This is a genomic window from Streptomyces sp. NPDC005566, from assembly GCF_040605575.1.
In the GTDB taxonomy this organism is placed as follows: domain Bacteria; phylum Actinomycetota; class Actinomycetes; order Streptomycetales; family Streptomycetaceae; genus Streptomyces.
On the sequence record NZ_JBEXDB010000004.1, the window covers coordinates 336,729 to 351,866 of the forward strand.

The following is a 15,138-nucleotide window of genomic DNA, read 5'->3' on the forward strand; positions in this document are numbered from 1 at the left end:
CGGCAGGCACATGCGACGCACCGCGCTCGGCACGAGCGATGTCGCCGTCACCGACTTGGCCTTCGGGGCAGCGGCGATCGGCAACCTCTTCTCCGCGGTGGACGACGTCCAGGCGACGAACGCGGTCGACGCCGCCTGGGACGTCGGCATCCGCTACTTCGACACCGCCCCGCACTACGGCCTCGGCCTGTCCGAGCACCGGCTCGGCGCAGCACTGCGCACCAGGCCCCGCGACGAGTACGCCGTCTCGACCAAGGTGGGCCGCCGCCTGGAGCGGACGGAGGCGGGGGGCGACGACCTCGCCAACGGCTTCGCCGTGGCCGCCACCCACCGCCGTGTCTGGGACTTCAGTGCCGACGGGGTGCGACGCAGCATCGAGGCGAGCCTGGAGCGGCTCGGCGTCGGCCGGATCGACGTCGTGTACCTCCACGACCCGGACGACCACGAGGAGCAGGCCTTCAAGGAGGCCTATCCGGCGCTGGAGCGGCTGCGCTCCGAAGGAGTGGTCGGCGCGATCGGTGCGGGCATGAACCAGGCGGAGGTGCTGACCCGTTTCGTGCGCGACACCGACGTCGACGCGGTGCTGTGCGCCGGCCGCTACACCCTCCTGGACCAGAGCGGCCTCGACGAGCTCCTCCCGGAGGCGGACGCGCGCGGCAAGAGCGTCGTCGTCGGCGGAGTCTTCAACTCGGGGCTGCTCGCGGACCCGAGGCCGGGTGCCACCTTCGACTACGCGACCGCATCCCCGGAGGTGCTGGCCCGTGCGCTGCGCATGAAGGCGGTCGCGGACCGGCACGGCGTCCCACTGCGTGCCGCCGCCCTGCGGTTCCCCTTCGGGCATCCGGCGGTGGCGGGCATCCTGGTCGGTACCCGCTCAGCGCAGGAGGTCCACGACGCCGCCGACATGCTGGCGCGCACCGTCCCCGACGAACTGTGGGCCGAACTGCGGGCCGACGGACTGCTGCCGGAGCACGTCCCGGTCCCGGTGGCGGTGTGGGAGAACGAGGCGGAAGCGGCCACCGACGCCCGTACGACCGAGGAGCCGTGATGAGGATCGCGCTGCACACCAAAGTCCGCGCCGACAGGATCGAGGAGTACGACGCGGCGCACCGCGAAGTCCCCGAGGAACTGACGACGGCGATCCGCTCCGGCGGTGCCACCTCCTGGACGATCTGGCGCAGCGGCACCGACCTCTTCCACCTCCTGGAGTGCGAGGACTACGCCGCGCTGCTGGCCTCGCTGGAGCAGCTGCCGGTCAACATCGCCTGGCAGGCGCGGATGGCCGAACTCCTCGACGTCGTGCACGACTACTCGGCCCAGGGCACGGAAGCCGGCCTGCCCGTCGTGTGGGAGCTGTGAGCGCCACGGGGGTCCCCGGCGTCAGCGCAGCGCGCTCTTGGCCTGCCACTCGGCCCACGGCACGTTCCAGTCACCGAAGCCGTTGCCCGGGGCGACGACGCCCTTGGTGTCCTTGCCGGTGATCTCGAACGGGTCGCCGGGCCGTACCTGGGCGTAGAGCCAGGCGGCGTCGGTGTCGCTCATGCCGATGCAACCGGAGCTCATGTTCGCGTTGCCGAACCACTTGTTGTTCCACGGCGCCGCATGCGCGTACATGCCGGACCAGGTCAGCCGCATGGACCGGTCGACCATCTTGTCGTAGGCGTCGCCGAGGCCGACAGTCTCGGAGTTCATGTTGATCGTGCCCTCCTTGGCCATCAGGACGGCGGTCCCGCGCCAGGAGCGCTTGTCGCCCCCCGGGGTACCGCCGGAGACGGGGATACTCCGGACCGTCTGCCCGTTCCGTTCCAGGGTGAGCTGCTTGCGGTCGAGGTCGACCTTGACGATCTGGCTCCCGCCGACGGTGAAACCGGTCGAGTAGTCGCGGACGAACCAGCCGCCGCCACCTGAATCCGTGCCGTTCAGCTCGGCGCTGAGCGTGACCTTCGTGCCGGGCTGCCAGTACTCCTTGGGCCGCCAGTCGATCCGGTCGCGGCCGGACCAGTCCTCCAGCCAGGACCAGGAGCCCTCGGTGGGATTCGAGGTGGTCAGCTTCAACTGCCGTTCGACGGCAACCTTGTCGGTGACCGGGTTGTCGAAGACCAGCGAGATCGGCTGCCCGATGCCGACGACCGCCTTCGTACCCGGCCGCCAGTCGACCTTGTTGACCTTGTCGGCCTCGGCCGTGGCGAACACGGACGTGACGGTGCTCTTCGTCCCGCCCTTCGTGGTCGTCGTGGCGGTGACCGTGTACGAGGTGCCGGGAGCCGCCTTGCGTGCAGAGACCCACGTCGCTCCGTCGGCTGCCACCTTGCCGACGAGCGTGCGCCCCTCGTCGTCCGTGACGCCGACCGAGGTGAGCGTGCCACCCGCCGCGGTGACCCTGACCGTGCCGCCGGCCTGTACGCCGTTGCCCTTCGGCGTCACGGTCACCCTCGCGGGGCGGTCCTCCGCGGCACTCGTACCGCCGCCTTTGGCGTCCTCCGCAGCGGCGCCGGAGCCTGCTCCGGAGGAGCAGGCCGCGAGCGGGGCCAGCAGTACCGCGACCGCCGCGGTGCGCACACATATACGGCTCAACGGAGTCTCCGTTCATGGTGGTTCGTCTGTGGATACCGAGACAGTAGAACCAGGAAAGCCCAGGTGAGCGGCGCTGCGGCCATGTGACGACGACTGCAGAACAACGGTCATCGTCCGGTCACATTCGCCGCGCGGAGCGGTCACGGACGGCTGTGAGCATCCTGTGCACTCCCACAGAGAGGCTCACACCGTGTCAGCACTGCTCGTGACGGCTGCCCGCGGCCCGGAAACCCCGTTGGGGCTTATCACCGCCCAGACGTACCGCTCGTTCCTGAGCTCCGGCGCGGGGTCCGACCTGGGTGCAGGATTCCTGCAGTGCCCCTCGTGGGCCCAGGTCAAGGACGGCTGGCGTTCCCAGCTGGTGGGCTGGGGGCCGGACCCGGCGGCCGGCCGGCTGACCGGCGTCGCGCTCGTCCTCCTGCGTCAACTCCCAGGAACCCGCAAGTACTTCGCCTACCTTCCGGAAGGGCCGGTCGCCGACTGGGCCGACCCGGGCATCGACGGTTGGCTCGACCCGCTTTTGAGGCACCTGCGTGCCTCCGGAGTGTTCGCCGTACGGATCGGCCCCTCGCCGGCGTACCGGCGCTGGAACGGTGCACGGCTCAAATCGGGGACCGGGCCCGGCCGCAGGCTCTCCGACGTCCTCGCGAGCGAGGTGGATCCTCTCGGCACGGCCGTCGCGGAACGGCTCCGGGCCCGGGGCTGGAACCGGTGCGGCGGCGAGAACGACGACGACGCGCAGCCGCGCCACGTCTTCCGGATACCGCTCACCGGGCGCACGGCGGACGACCTGTGGGCGGGACTCAACCAGGAGTGGAGGCGCAACGTCCGCAGGGCGCAGAAGTCGGGCGTCGAGGTGGTCGTGGGCAGCGCGGCGGACCTGCCGGAGTTCTACCGGCTGCTGCGCATCACCGAAGAACGCGACGGCTTCCGCCTCGGCCGTTCCCTGGAGTACTACGAGCGTCAGTACGCGGCCCTCAACGCGGAGGAACCGGGCCGCATGCAGCTCTACCTCGCCCGTCACGAAGGCGAGATCCTCGCGGCCCACACCATGATCCGCGTCGGCCGACGGATCTGGTACCAGACCGGCGCCTCCGCCGACCACCGCCGTGAGGTCCGGCCCTCCAACCTCCTGCAGTGGCGCATGCTGCTGGACGCCCAGGCACTCGGCGCCGACGTCTACGACATGCGCGGGGTACCCTCCACCCTCGACCCCGACGACCGTCCCTACGGGCTGCTGCGCTGGAAGCTCGGCACCGGGGGCGAGGTCGTCGAAACCCTGGGGGAGTGGGAGAGACCGGTGGACGGCACGGCCAATCACGCGCTGTACCGCGCGTTCCAGACCTATCTGGCGCGACGATGAGTACCACCGCCACAGCCGAGCCGACGGCGAAGCAGCCGTCCGCGCTGCGCAGCGGCGCGATCATGGCGGCCGGGTCGGTCGTCTCACGCGCCACCGGATTCCTGCGGTCCGCGGTCGTCGCCGCCGCGCTCGGCCTCGGGATCGTCGCCGACGGGTACGCGGTGGGCAATTCGGTCCCCACCATCGTCTACATCCTGCTCCTCGGGGGCGCCCTCAACGCGGTCTTCCTGCCGGAGCTGGTCAGGGCGGCGAAGGAGCACGCGGACGGGGGCGCGGCCTACACCGACCGGCTGCTCACCCTGTGCGTGCTGGCCCTGCTCCTCCTCACAGGTGCGGCGGTGTGGGCGGCGCCTGCGATCGTCGGGTTCTACTCGGACTACCCGCCGGACCAGCACACGATGACGGTTGCGCTGGCCCGGTACTGCCTGCCGCAGATCTTCTTCCTCGGTCTGTTCACCCTGCTCGGACAGGTGCTCAACGCGCGCGGCCGCTTCGGCGCCATGATGTGGACACCGGTCCTCAACAACGTCGTGGTCATCTCCGTGTTCGGCCTGTACCTGGCGACCGGTGCGGGCGGGGAGCTGACACCGGGGGAGCGATCCCTCCTCGGGTGGGGCACCACCGCCGGCATCGTCGTCCAGGCGCTCGCCCTGCTGCCGTCGCTGCGGGCCGCCGGTTTCCGGTTCCGGCCCCGGTTCGACTGGCGGGGCAGCGGCCTGACCCGGCCCCTGCGTTCCGCGGGCTGGCTCGTGCTGCTGGTGCTCAGTAACCAGGCCGCGTACTGGGTCACCACCCGGCTCGCCACGTCCGCCGGTGCCCGCGCCGCCGCCGAGCAGATCGAGGGCGCGGGGTTCAGCGCGTACAACAACGCGTACACGCTGTGGATGGTGCCGCACGGCATCGTCACGGTCTCCCTGGTGACGGCGCTGATGCCGCGCATGAGCCGGTCGGCGGCCGACGGCGACACGGCGGCGGTCCGGCGGGACGCCGGATACGCGCTGCGCACGAGCGGAGCGCTGATAGTGCCCGCAGCGTGTGCGCTGCTCGCCCTGGCACACCCCGCGACGGCGCTGGTCTTCCAGCACGGCAGGACGGGACCGGAGGACATCGCCGTGCTTGCCGGGATCCTGATGGCCTTCGCTCCCGGACTCATCGCCTTCTCCGGCCAGTACGTGCTGTCCCGCTCCTTCTACGCCCTGTCCGACACACGCACCCCGTTCCTGCTGAACCTCGTGATCGCGGGCCTCAACGCGGGGCTGTCGTGGGCGGCGTACCAACTCCTGCCGTCACGCTGGGCGGTCACCGGTATGGCAGGCGGCTACTCGCTGGCACTGTTTGCCGGCTGGGCCCTGACCGCCCTGGTGCTGCACCGCCGCCTGACGCCAGGCAAGGCCCCCGGCACCGCATCGCTCCGGCCGCGGCTGTGGCGCTCCGCCACCGTCGCCGCCCAGGCCGGCATGCTCGCCGCCGCCGTGCCCGCCACCCTCCTCGGTCTCGGCGCCGCCCGGCTGTCGGCCCCCGCCGGGCCTGCCGTCGCAGCCGGAGCCGGTGCGCTCACCGTCGCAGCGGTCTTCGTCCTGCTCGCCCGACCTCTACGCCTCGCAGAGGTCGACTCCCTCGTCTCGGGCGCGGTCGCCCGGATCCGCCGCCGGCACTGAGACCAGCGGAACCGTGAAGCGCACCGAGAGCGTGAACCCTCCTGACCCATTCACCACGACCCCCAGGGAAGCCCCGCACATGCCCCGCGTGCTCCTGATCGAAGACGACCCCTCCGTACGCGAGGGTGTCGAGCTGGGACTGCGCCGCCGCGGCCACGAGGTCCGCACGGCCGCCACCGGGGAGGCCGGACTGGCCGCACTCCGGGAGTTCCGGCCCGACCTGCTCCTGCTGGACCTGATGCTGCCCGGCATGAACGGTGTGCAGGTCTGCCGCCTCGTACGGGAGGACAGCCAGCTGCCCATCATCATGCTCACCGCCCGAGGCGACGACTTCGACGTCGTCATCGGCCTCGAGGCCGGCGCCGACGACTACATCGTCAAACCGGCCCGCACCGAGGTGATCGAGGCCCGCATCCGCGCCGTGCTGCGCCGGATGGAGACCCCGGGCAGCGGTCGGCCCGCCGTCGAGTTCCACGGAGACCTCGCCGTCGACCGCGCGGGCCTGACCATCGCCAAGTCCGGCGAACGCGTTGCCCTGGCGCCCTCCGAGATGAAACTGCTCCTCCATCTGACGGCCGCGCCGGAGCAGGTGTTCAGCCGGCAGCAACTTCTCGAACACGTGTGGGAGCACAGCTACCACGGTGACGCCCGCCTCGTCGACGCCTGCGTCCGCAGGCTGCGCAACAAGATCGAGGACACCCCGGGCAACCCGCGCTACATACAGACCCTGCGGGGCTTCGGCTACCGCTTCGGACCCCTGTGAACGCCGGCCGCACGAGTCGCGTGCGCCGGATCGCCACCTTCGGGTTGCGCACACGCCTCGTCCTCGCGTTCCTGCTCGTGGCCGCCGTCAGCGCGGGGACGACCGCGGCACTCACCTACCGAGAAGCGCGCAGCGCCGTCCTCGTCAGCGCCCAGGACACCGCGGTCGTGTCCTTCCGCGAACAGGTGGAGACACTCGCACCCTCACTTCCCGTCGATCCCGAGATACTGCGCGAACTGCTCTTCGTCCTCGCGAGCAAGGCGAAGCCGCACCCGTGGATCATCTTCGCCGAGTACGGCTCGCTGCGTGTCTCATCGAGCACCAGACCCACCTCCTCCGTCATCACCCCCGAGCTGCGCCGCACCACCCTGACGTCGTCGCACGGCAGCTTCGAGCGGGTCGTGAAGGACGGTGTCCCGTACCTCACGATCGGAGTGCCCGTCCTGACGAGGACCGGCGGGGACGGCACCGTGCCGACCGGGCTGGTCCTGTTCGCCGTGATGCGGATGAGCGAGGAGCAGGCCAATGTGGAGGCCCTGGTCACCGCCGCACGCGACGGTGCTCTGCCCGGCCTCGCCATCGCCCTGGTGCCCGCGCTGATCGCCGCGCGCAGTGTGCTGCGCCCGGTTCGCGAGCTGCGCAGGGCGGCCCGCTCCATGGGCAGTGGCCGGCTCGACGCGCGGATCAAGGTCTCGGGGAGGGACGAACTGGCGGATCTGGCCCGTACGTTCAACGAGTCGGCGGGGCAGCTCGAGAAGTCGGTCGAGGAACTGCAACAGGCGGAGGCCCGTGCCCGTCGGTTCGCGTCCGACGTCTCGCACGAACTGCGCACCCCGCTCGCCGGGATGCTCGCCGTCACCGAGGTGCTCGACGAGGACGCGGACGGCCTCGACCCGGATACGGCCCAGGCCGTCCGGCTGATCAGCGCGGAAACCGGCAAGCTGGCGGTCCTCGTGGAGGACCTGATGGAGATCTCCCGCTTCGACGCACGCGCGGCCGAGCTGAACACCGACGAGGTCGACGCTGCGGAGACCATCGGCAGGACACTCCAGCGCCGGCGCTGGGACGACCGCGTACGCACCGATCTGCCGGACGGGATCCGGGCCCGTCTCGATCCGCGCCGGTTCGACGTCGTCGTCGCCAATCTCGTCGGCAACGCGCTGCGGCACGGCTCGGAGCCGGTAACGGTCCGGCTGAGCACGCGGACGGCCGCCGACGGGGAGACCACGCTGATCCTCGAGGTCGCCGACAGCGGGCCCGGCATACGGCCGGAGGTGCTGCCCCACATCTTCGACCGGTTCTACAAGGCCGACGCGGCCCGTACCCGATCGGCGGGCAGTGGTCTCGGCCTGGCGATCACCCAGGAGAACGTCCGGCTGCACGGTGGCACAGTCCACGCCGGGAACGGACCGGACGGCGGTGCCGTCTTCACGGTCGAGATCCCCCTCGGTGAGTCCACCGGGCACGAGCGAGGCCATGGCATGAACGAGTCCCGCAGCGACGAGGCATTGGCATGAACCGACCCCGCAACGAAGAGGCAGGGCAACGGGCGCGGGCGGCGGAGCCGTCACGCAACGACACGGAGAGGACAGCGGGATGAGGGAGCGCCTGCGAACAGCTGCATTGCTCGCGGCCTGTCTCCCGCTCGCAGCCTGCGGTATCCAGGAGACGGACGTCATCGCCGCCGGGGGCGCCGCGACCATCGACGTACTCCCCGCCCGTCAAGTCCGGATGCTCCTGTTCTTCTCCCACGACTCCGTGCTGATACCCGTTCCCCGGACAGTCGGCGAGAGCGACTTCACCGGAGACGAGAGCGGCCAGGACAGCAACGGGGAGGACGCCCGGCCTCCCACGGAGAAGACCATCGCCGCACTGCTGGTCGGCCCGAACGAGGCGGAGAAGCGGGCGGGCATGGTCAACGAGGCATCGCTACCCGCCCCCGGCACCCCGGCGAGGCCGAAAGTGATCGAGGACGGGGTGGACGTCACCATAGAGGCCCCGCTCGACGGGCTCACTCCGCCCGCCGAGCGGCAACTCGTCTGCACGGTGGCGTTCGCGGAGAGCACCGACGGCACGGTGATAGTGACCCTGCGGGGCACCGACGGCGCACGTACTCCCGCGCGCTGCGATCCCCGGTCCGCGCTCGTACCGACCGCGTCCGTGAAGGCCCCGCGCTGAACCGACCGGGAGCGGGGGAGTTGAGGTGTCGTCACTGACGGGTCCGGGGCGCGCGGGCACGCCGAGTAGGTGTGCCGGCGGGCGTACACCGCCGGTGAGAACGAACGGTTCGTCGGCCGCTCCGGACGCGCGGCACCGGTGAGGACCATCTGTCGGTCGGCAGGCCGCTACCGGTACGAGGGACGTGCCACGCGGGGCGAGGACGGCGCAACCGCCTGACTACGACGACCCACGCCTGCATGCGGCGGCGGGAGAGGGATATGAGCGGGAGAACCAAGGGTCCGACGGCAGGGCAGCGAAGGATCAGGGCGACACACTCCGCACTGCGACACCTTGGCGCCATGCATCTGAGCGGAGCCCTGCTCCTGCTCACGTTCTTGGTGCCGCCGTTGTGGATGCTGGACGTCGGCTATACGACCCCGCCGGGCGATCCCACCGCAGATGCCCCCTTTGCCCTCCTCCTCGCTGTGCCGCTGGCATGCGCGAGCTTCCATGTGGCGGTGCAGATCCCGGCTGGGCTTCTGGGAGCCTGGCTGGGCAGAAGCCGCACGACACCGGTCGCGTACGGAAGCGCGGTCATGGTGGCAAGCGCACTGAGTCTGCTCGTGTTCTGGGGTCTGGGGTGGGACACCTGGGGCAGCATCCTGCCGGCATGGGCTGACGCCACGGTGCGCGGATCGATCGGCCTGGCCGGTTACATGTGGGTCATGCGAGCGAAGCCTCGTTCCGTCCGGCACAACTGAGGCTGTCCCGCAGGTCATGGGAGGAGCCGCAAGGGGGACCGTGTGGTGGAAGACGTAGGCCCGCTTGGCGTCGCGGGGACGACCGCACGGGAGGTCTTGATCCGGTCGGTGGTTCGCTCGACCTCGTCAAAACGCCGGAGTGCTCCTGGTGGAAGCCGGTGGGCCCGCCGCCTGCGCTGCCTTGTCCAACCGGCCCGGCGGGACGGTTGGCTACCGGCCGACCGGCTCACACTTCTCCTCCGCCGAGGCAACCAGGAGCCCTCGGGGCGAAGGGATGGCCGGTGTCAGTCGGGCGTGATGCCGTAGTGCTCACGGACCTCGCCCACGTTCGGCACGGCGGGGAACCCGACGTCGCCCGCACTGACGATGATCGACCCGTCCTCGGTCACGTATTTCTGCGGGGTCCCCCAACGGTCCTCGAGTTCGGGCGATGCGGCATAGGCGCGGAGGGCCGCATCCACCACCGAGATGGCCTCCTCCTCGGTGGACGCCTCGATCACCACGTCAGCACGTTGCCAGCCGCCGCCGAAGTTGTTGCTGCAGTCCCATTTCGCGGAGGCTGTGCCGGGAACCGACATCGTCACCTCAGTGAAGGCCTCCTCGCACTCGGCGGCACTGGACGTACACGCCGAGACGGGGAGCACCAGCACGGTCGCCATGGCGGCCGGCAACCGCATGTGCGCGATTCGTATCACTCTGTCATTCCTCTCCGAGCGTTCGCGTACCTCAGGAGCAGAAGCCCGGAGAACAACCGTGCCGCGTGGCCCGAGTTCCTTGCCCGCCCCAGGCTGAGCGGCACGGCGAATCCGCCGCCGACGGCCCGCGCGAGAAATCCGGTGGGCGAGCCGACGCCGGAGGGGGACCTGAGTTCGGCCGGTGCGGTCTCCTCGGGCATACGGGAACGGTAGGTCAGTGGGGGAGTGGGACGGATGGGTGCGGATACCTGGTGAGGAGGGGTACGCCTACTCAACTGATGTGCGTGCGCAGGGCCGAGGGCCGGTGCGTGTGGGGATTTGCCCCTTACCCGGAGCGTTGAACACGCCCTCCAGCAGCGCCCGTTGCTCGTCGGTCAGGTCACTGGCCGATGCGAGCGCCCGACCGGACGCCCCACCCGTCTCCGAGCCCGACCGACGGGCGGCCAGGTCCGGGACGGGTGGGACCGTCCACGATGAGCGCACGCTTGTCAGGGGGCTACGGGCAACTGGCGCTTGTGATCGGTGAGGCGGTAGCGGCTGGTGATCGTTTCGAAGACCCGCTCGTCCACCGGCTTGCCCTCGAGGAAGTCGTCGATGTCGTCGTAGGTGACGCCGAGCGCATCCTCGTCCGCCTTGCCCGGGTCGAGGGTCTCCAGATCGGCCGTCGGCAGCTTCCACACCAGCTCGGCGGGCGCGCCCAGCGTGTCCGCGACGGCGCGCACCCGGCGCTTGGTCAGGCCGGTCAGCGGGACCAGGTCGGCGGCGCCGTCACCGAACTTGGTGAAGAAGCCGGAGACCGCCTCGGCGGCGTGGTCCGTGCCCACGACCAGGCCGTCATGCGCTCCGGCCACCGCGTACTGGGCGATCATGCGCTGCCGGGCCTTGATGTTGCCGTGCACGAAGTCCTGGTGGTGGGCGTCGCGGAAGGTCACGCCGGCGGCCAACGAGGCTTCGATCGCGGCGTCGCTCGCGGGCTTGATGTCCACGGTCAGCACCTGGTCGGGGCGGATGAAGGAGAGCGCGAGCTGCGCGTCGTGCTCGTCGGCCTGGGTCCCGTAGGGCAGCCGCATCGCGTAGAACCGCGCCTCGTGCCCCGCGGCGCGGGCCCGATCGACGGCGAGCTGGCACAGACGACCGGTGGTGGTGGAGTCGACGCCGCCGCTGATGCCGAGGACCAGGGAACGCAGACCGGTCGAGGTCAGCCGCTCGGCGAGGAAGGCCACCCGGCGCTCGATCTCCCGTTCGGCCTCGAAGGTCTCTGCGACCTGTAGTTCCTGGGCGATCTTCTGCTGCAGGGCGATGGACGCCGGCTCGCTCACGTCTGCTCCTTGTTCCGGTTCACGATGTGCTGTCGCGGCACCCTAACTTCAATCGCGGTGCGAACGTCTACCGGCCCGCACACCCACGGACCGGGAGGTCCGGCCATCCGTCGGCTCGGAGTCGTCCACGGCTTCCGGCAGCAGACGTCGGAACGCGGACTCGGGCTCCTTGGCGAACCGGTCGATGCCCCCGCTCCGGACCGGCTCGGGAACCGTTCACCCGGATTCTGCGTGACCTCCTGACGTGGTGCAGGCCGGGGTTGAGGGGACCGAATGAGAGCGCGGACGACGGTGAGCGTGCTGGTATCGACCTGTGTGGCGCTGGTGGCGTGCGCGTGCGGTCCGGATGAGGCGAAGGAGGATGCGGGCGCGAAGCCTCCGCAGCCGACCGCGTCCACGTCGGCCGACGAGCCGCCGGCCACGCCCTCCGCCTCCGCCCGGACCGGGAAGCCGTCGGCCGAGCCGACCGGCGACCGGTCCGCGCCCAGGACGAAGGAGGGCGCGATCCAGCGGTACGAGCAGTACCTCCACGCCCTGGGGCGTGAGGACATCGACACGGTCTGCGACGTGGCCGGACCCGCTGCGAAGAAGGCACAGGACCAGGGGCTCGGACCGTGCACGTCGACGTACGCCGCCGTGTTCCAGATGATCTCCCCGGCGCAGAAGGAGGCCCTGAAGACCGCGACGGTCGACCCGCAGCGCATCGCCGTGCGCACGCCCGCCAAGATCGAGATGCCGGTCGAAGCGGTCAGGTCCTCCGCCTCCTTCTCCGAGAACGACCTCGGCAGCTACACACTGGAGTACCTCGAGAGCACCTGGTACATCACCGACTGAACCCGACGCGCCGTGTGCGGAGCTGCCTGACGGGTGGCCCCCCGCGCACGCCGTCCGGCGACCGGTCGCTGCACCCTCGGCTGCCGAACGCGCTGGTCACGCGTAGCCAATACCCGGGTGCGCGCAGACAGGCGATGCTGGGACACTCCCACCATGCCGATGATCGAAGCCGCGCCCGGAGTGTCGATCCAGTACGAGACCTTCGGTGATCCAGCTGATCCGGCTGTCCTGCTCGTGATGGGCTTCAGTGCCCAGATGATCGCCTGGCACGAGGACTTCTGCCGTGCACTCGCAGAGCGTGGACGCTACGTGATCCGGTACGACAACCGCGACTGCGGGCTGTCCACCACGTTCGACGAGCACCCCGTCGATACGGGTCGGCTCATCGACGCTGTGAGCTCAGGAGACATCTCGTCCGCCCTGGCGATGGTCCCCTACACGCTGACGGACATGGCCGACGACGGTCTCGGCCTGCTCACCGCGCTCGGAATCGAACGAGCTCACGTGGTCGGATCCTCGATGGGCGGCATGCTCGCCCAGACGATGGCCGTCAACCATCCGGCGCGCCTGCTGACCCTGACGTCGATGATGTCCTCGACCGGCGAGCTGGACTACGGCCGGTCCAGTGCTGAGGCCCAAGCAGTGCTCTCCAGCCCGAAGCCACCGGACCGAGAGGGGTACATCGCAGCGGCGGAGAGAGAACTGACGTGGGCCTCCAAGCGGTACGGCGACCCCGCACGTCTTCGCGAGCTGGCTGCCGAGAGCTACGACCGCGCTCACTACCCGGCCGGAGCCGGGCGGCAACTCGGAGCAATGATTCTCGCCGGCTCACGCGCCGACGCACTCCGCAACCTCCGGGTGCCGACCTTGGTGATCCATGGTCTGGACGACACGTTGATCGACCCCGGCGGCGGAAGGCGCACGGCCGACCTGGTACCCGGAGCGGAACTCCTGCTGCTTCCCGACATGGGGCACGACCGTCCCCGCGAACTCTGGCCCGAGATCATCGACGCCTTGGAGGCGCACACCCGCTGAGCACTCCCTCTCGCAACACGTCCCGGAGCCGGGGACACTTCCGCCCGCGGTCCCACTGCACATCGAGCGGGCGGTCCACCGACATTGGCGGACACGAGTGCGGACCACGTGATCGGTAGGCCATCAGGGAGGAGACGCCGTACCGGGCCTCGATGTCGCCGCGCCCCGCTGTCGGCTGGTTGGAGCAAGGCCGCGCGCAGGTTGCTGACCGGCGGGTGAAGCTGGACGTCCCACTGCGCTCACGTTCCAGGAGTCCTTCCGTGCCAGTTCCCGGCTCCCCGCAGGTCCGCCTCCCCCTTGTCGCCCTTCTGGCCGCTGCCTGCTTGGCGGGGCTGGTGCACGCCCCGGCCCAAGCCGCCGCGGACATCCCCGCCGACGACAACCGCGCTCTGCGACGGCAGTTGCAGGAACTCACCACGGCGCCCGGCGGACCGCCCGGAGCGATTGCCGTCCTCAAACGCGAGTCCGGCACCGAGGTCTACCGGGCCGGCGTTGCCGAGGTCGGCACCGACCGCCCCATCGAGGCCACTGACCACATGCGCATCGCCAGTACGGCCAAGGCGTACAGCGGCGCGGTCTCCCTCCAACTCGTCGACCGCGGGAGGCTGCGTCTGAACGACACCATCGGCAGGGTGCTTCCCCGGCTGCCGCGCGCATGGCACCGGGTCACGCTGCGGCAGTTGCTGAACCACACCAGCGGACTCCCGGACTACACCGCGGACCCGGATTTCCTGACCCTGCTGGCCGAGAACCCGCGTCGCCACTTCGACTCCCGCCGGCTGCTCGACTTCGTGGCCGACAAGCCGTTGGTGTTCCGTCCGGGGTCCCGGTACACCTACTCCAACTCCGACAACATCGCCGTGGCGCTGATGTCGGAGGCGGTGACAGGCCGCCGTTACGAAGATCTGCTCGCCCGGCTCGTGTACCGCCCGCTGGATCTGCGCAACACCAGCCTGCCGCAGGGCTACCGGATGCCCGAGCCGTACATGCACGGCTACGACGTCACCCCGCCCGACCCGCCCGAGGACGTCAGCGAGGCACTGAGTGCGTCGGGCGTGTGGGCATCGGGCGGCATCATCTCGACGCCGAAGGACATGACGGCCTTCATCCGCGGTTACGCCGGCGGAAGGCTGATCTCCGACCGGACACGCCGACAGCAGCTGAACTGGGTGAACGGTGCATCCGAACCCGCGGGCCCCGGTCAGAACAAGGCCGGTCTGGCCATTTTCCGGTACAGCACCCGCTGCGGCGTGGTGTACGGCCACACGGGCAACTTCCCCGGATACACACAGCTGGTCGCAGCCACCCCGGACGGGAAGCGGTCGCTGACCGTCTCCCTCACCACCCAGATCAACAAGCTGAACAAGCCGGAACTGCTGGAGCGGCTGCGGACCGTGGAGGAGAACTTCGTCTGCGCGTTGTTGCGCAAGCGGTGAGCTTGCCGTTCAGCCTCTGCCTCACGCCCGGTGCGAGTTGGCTGTACCGGTCAGCGGATGATGGTCGGCATGGCGAGCGTGGTTGAGGAGATCAAGGTCTGGTTCCGGTTCGTGCCCCGTGAGGGGTGGTTCCCGCAGGACACCGAGGGGCTGTGGGCGACGGATCTGGGAGACAGCAGGGCCCGGATCGCGAACGCTCCTTTCCTGCAGGACGGGGTGGCTGAGGGCGACGTGGTACGGTACCGGACCGACTCCGACGGGCTCCGCTGGGCTGTTGGGCAGATCAGCTCCTCCGGCAACTGCACGATCCGCGTCGTGCCCGTGCCCCTCGGCAGAAGCCCCCGGGCAGTCCATCAACGACTTTCCGTATTCGGGCTCGGGGGCGAGGTCTTCAGTGAAGACTTTCCGATGGTGGCCTTCACCGTGCCGCCAGGCACGGATTTCGCCGGAGTCAAGGCGCTCCTGGCCCAGGGACAGGCCGAGGGATGGTGGCACTACGAGGTCGGATGCGGCACCGACGAGTGGTGGAATGCCTGAGCT

General features: G+C 70.1%; 15 protein-coding genes. 12 read left to right on the forward strand and 3 right to left on the reverse strand.

What is annotated here, in order from left to right:
• Positions 1-10: 10 nt before the first annotated feature.
• The gene (locus tag ABZS61_RS08830; RefSeq protein ID WP_356417445.1) at positions 11-1,048 is read left to right on the forward strand and encodes an aldo/keto reductase; all 1,038 of its coding nucleotides are present in this window, start codon (positions 11-13) and stop codon (positions 1,046-1,048) included.
• A complete protein-coding gene (locus tag ABZS61_RS08835) occupies positions 1,048-1,359 on the forward strand; it encodes an L-rhamnose mutarotase (RefSeq protein WP_356417446.1) in 312 nt (103 codons plus the stop codon). The genes ABZS61_RS08830 and ABZS61_RS08835 overlap by 1 nt, the downstream gene beginning before the upstream one ends.
• A 21-nt stretch (positions 1,360-1,380) precedes the next feature.
• On the opposite strand, the gene ABZS61_RS08840 is transcribed toward ABZS61_RS08835, so the two are convergent.
• Entirely contained in the window at positions 1,381-2,574 is a 1,194-nt protein-coding gene (locus tag ABZS61_RS08840; protein WP_356417447.1) for an Ig-like domain-containing protein, read from the reverse strand.
• A gap of 190 nt (positions 2,575-2,764) precedes the next feature.
• Here ABZS61_RS08840 and ABZS61_RS08845 point away from each other — a divergent pair, with 190 nt between their 5' ends.
• The 6 genes from ABZS61_RS08845 (at position 2,765) to ABZS61_RS08870 (ending at position 9,279) form a co-directional block, all read left to right on the forward strand.
• Positions 2,765-3,937, forward strand: coding sequence for a peptidoglycan bridge formation glycyltransferase FemA/FemB family protein (locus ABZS61_RS08845; RefSeq protein WP_356417448.1), 1,173 nt, complete (start codon positions 2,765-2,767; stop codon positions 3,935-3,937).
• The gene (gene murJ / locus ABZS61_RS08850) at positions 3,934-5,595 is read left to right on the forward strand and encodes a murein biosynthesis integral membrane protein MurJ (protein WP_356417449.1); all 1,662 of its coding nucleotides are present in this window, start codon (positions 3,934-3,936) and stop codon (positions 5,593-5,595) included. Before ABZS61_RS08845 ends, murJ begins: the two co-directional genes overlap by 4 nt.
• A 79-nt stretch (positions 5,596-5,674) precedes the next feature.
• Positions 5,675-6,358, forward strand: coding sequence for a response regulator transcription factor (locus ABZS61_RS08855; protein ID WP_356417450.1), 684 nt, complete (start codon positions 5,675-5,677; stop codon positions 6,356-6,358).
• Positions 6,355-7,875 (forward strand): ATP-binding protein, encoded by a 1,521-nt coding sequence (locus ABZS61_RS08860; protein WP_356417451.1) that lies wholly within the window; start codon positions 6,355-6,357, stop codon positions 7,873-7,875. Before ABZS61_RS08855 ends, ABZS61_RS08860 begins: the two co-directional genes overlap by 4 nt.
• Before the next feature lie 79 nt (positions 7,876-7,954).
• Positions 7,955-8,536, forward strand: a complete 582-nt coding sequence (locus ABZS61_RS08865) for a hypothetical protein (RefSeq protein WP_356417452.1) — start codon at positions 7,955-7,957, stop codon at positions 8,534-8,536.
• 341 nt (positions 8,537-8,877) lie between these two features.
• Positions 8,878-9,279 carry a hypothetical protein gene (locus tag ABZS61_RS08870; protein WP_356417453.1) on the forward strand — a complete coding sequence of 134 codons (402 nt, stop codon included), beginning with the start codon at positions 8,878-8,880 and terminating at the stop codon, positions 9,277-9,279.
• Positions 9,280-9,563: 284 nt separating this feature from the next.
• On the opposite strand, the gene ABZS61_RS08875 is transcribed toward ABZS61_RS08870, so the two are convergent.
• Both ABZS61_RS08875 and nadE read right to left on the reverse strand, forming a co-directional pair.
• On the reverse strand, positions 9,564-9,974 hold the full coding sequence (locus tag ABZS61_RS08875) for a hypothetical protein (RefSeq protein ID WP_356417454.1): 411 nt from the start codon (positions 9,972-9,974) through the stop codon (positions 9,564-9,566).
• A 488-nt stretch (positions 9,975-10,462) separates the two neighbouring features.
• A complete protein-coding gene (nadE, locus tag ABZS61_RS08880; protein ID WP_356417455.1) occupies positions 10,463-11,293 on the reverse strand; it encodes an ammonia-dependent NAD(+) synthetase in 831 nt (276 codons plus the stop codon).
• A gap of 273 nt (positions 11,294-11,566) precedes the next feature.
• Here nadE and ABZS61_RS08885 point away from each other — a divergent pair, with 273 nt between their 5' ends.
• The 4 genes from ABZS61_RS08885 (at position 11,567) to ABZS61_RS08900 (ending at position 15,135) form a co-directional block, all read left to right on the forward strand.
• Positions 11,567-12,127, forward strand: coding sequence for a hypothetical protein (locus ABZS61_RS08885; protein ID WP_356417456.1), 561 nt, complete (start codon positions 11,567-11,569; stop codon positions 12,125-12,127).
• Between the two features lie 153 nt (positions 12,128-12,280).
• Positions 12,281-13,162, forward strand: coding sequence for an alpha/beta hydrolase (locus ABZS61_RS08890; RefSeq protein ID WP_356417457.1), 882 nt, complete (start codon positions 12,281-12,283; stop codon positions 13,160-13,162).
• A 260-nt stretch (positions 13,163-13,422) separates the two neighbouring features.
• Positions 13,423-14,598 carry a serine hydrolase domain-containing protein gene (locus ABZS61_RS08895; protein ID WP_356417458.1) on the forward strand — a complete coding sequence of 392 codons (1,176 nt, stop codon included), beginning with the start codon at positions 13,423-13,425 and terminating at the stop codon, positions 14,596-14,598.
• A gap of 57 nt (positions 14,599-14,655) precedes the next feature.
• Positions 14,656-15,135 carry a DUF4265 domain-containing protein gene (locus ABZS61_RS08900; protein ID WP_356417459.1) on the forward strand — a complete coding sequence of 160 codons (480 nt, stop codon included), beginning with the start codon at positions 14,656-14,658 and terminating at the stop codon, positions 15,133-15,135.
• Positions 15,136-15,138 lie beyond the last annotated feature (3 nt).